The 1,734-nt window shown below is 69.1% G+C and carries 1 protein-coding gene and 1 pseudogene; both read right to left on the reverse strand.

All coding sequences use genetic code 11. The features are described 5' to 3' along the window. A partial coding sequence (locus BM066_RS25695) for a methyl-accepting chemotaxis protein (RefSeq protein ID WP_089931229.1) occupies positions 1 to 1,349 on the reverse strand: 1,349 nt, incomplete at its 3' end. A gap of 46 nt (positions 1,350 to 1,395) precedes the next feature. Then, positions 1,396 to 1,734: pseudogene (locus BM066_RS25700) on the reverse strand (methyl-accepting chemotaxis protein); the annotation flags it as partial.

Below are 1,734 nucleotides of genomic sequence, written 5' to 3' on the forward strand. Positions count from 1 at the left end.
TGGCTGGCGCCGATGTCCTGCTCGCGGCAGGCGGCGCTGATCTCGGCGACCAATTCGGCGGTCTTGCGGATGTTGGGCACCAGGGTGGTCAGCATTTCGCCGGCCGACTGGGCGGCCTTGACCGTGTCCGACGACACCGCGCCGATCTCGGTGGCGGCGGTCTGCGAACGTTCGGCCAGCTTGCGCACCTCCGAGGCCACCACCGCGAAGCCGCGGCCGTGTTCTCCAGCCCGGGCGGCTTCCACCGCCGCGTTCAGGGCCAGAAGGTCGGTCTGGCGGGCGATCTCCTGCACGATAGTGATCTTCTCGGCGATCGTGCGCATGGCCTCGACGGCCCGGCTCACCGCTTCGCCGCTGACTTCCGCGTCCTTGGCCGACTGGCGGGCGATCTTCTCGGTCTGGGCGGCGTTGTCGGCGTTCTGCTTGATGTTGGCGGCCATCTCCTCCATCGAGGCCGAGGCTTCCTCGGCCGACGAGGCCTGCTCGGTGGCGCCCTGAGACACCTGCTCGGAAGCCGCCGACAACTCCTGGCTGCCCGCCGAGACGTTCTCCGAGGCCGACACCGCGTCGGAGACCACGCCGCGCAGGCGCTCGATCATCACGTTCACATGGCCCAGCAGGTCGCCGATCTCGTCCTTGGTGGTGATGTCCACGGTCCGGGTCAGGTCGCCGTCGGCCACCGAGCGCACGGCGTCCGAAGCGCGGCCCAGGCCCTTGCCGACCGCCATCGAGATGTAGAGCGCCGCGCCGACCGCGATCAGCAGCGACACCACGGCCAGGCCGATCAGGCTGGCGCGGACCTTGGCGAAGTCGGTGTCAGCCTTGTCGGTGGCGGCGTCCAGTTGCGCCTGCGACAGCTCGACCAGCTCCTGCACCTGGGCGCCGGCCTCGGTGACCGCCTTGCGGCCTTCGCCCATCGAGATGGCGGCGGCCTGGGCGTCGTTGTTGGCGATGGCCAGGGCGTAGACGCGGTCATGGGCGGCGATCATCCGCTCCCAAGCGCCGCCCAGAGCCTGCCACTTGGGCTTGCCCTCGGCGGTGGCCAGGCCCTCGGCCTTGGCCAGCAGGACTTCGAAGGCCCGCTTTTCCTTCTCGATCGAGGCCTCGAGGGTCTTCACCTCTTCGGGGCTGTCGACCAGCACCATGTTCTTTTCGGCCCGCACCACATTGAGCATGTGGATGTTCAGCTCCTGGGCGGCCTGCAGGCGCACGGCCGGACCGTCGACCATCGCGTTCATGTCGCGGTTGGTGGTCGACAGGCTGCTGATCCCGAACAGGGTCGCCGCCAGCAGAAGGGCGATGATCAGGCCAAAGGCGAGGCCGAGCTGCAATTTGATCGTAAAGCGCATGGTCTTGTCCTTGGACGAGATCGGAGGGGCGTGGCGGCGGGAGGGATCAGTATTCGGTGAAGTCGCGGTCGTCGGGATCGGGACCGCCCTGGCTCAGGTCGAGAGCGAAGCCTTGGGCCCGGGCCTGCTGGGCGGCGACGGCGCGAGCGGCGGCCTTGCGCGGCGCGGGCTTGGATCCGCGCGCCGGCAGGCGCACGACAGGCGCGGCCTTGCGCGACGTCTGGGCGGCGTTCGACAGGCGGAAATAGGCGATGGAGGTCTGCAGCTCCTCGGCCTGGGCGGCCAGTTCCTCGGAGGTGGCCGACATCTGCTCGGACGCGCTGGCGTTCTGCTGGGTGACCTTGTCCAGCTGCTGGATGGCCTCGTTGATCTGGCTGGCGCCGAT

It is taken from the genome of Caulobacter sp. UNC279MFTsu5.1, from assembly GCF_900114015.1.
Classification (GTDB): domain Bacteria; phylum Pseudomonadota; class Alphaproteobacteria; order Caulobacterales; family Caulobacteraceae; genus Caulobacter.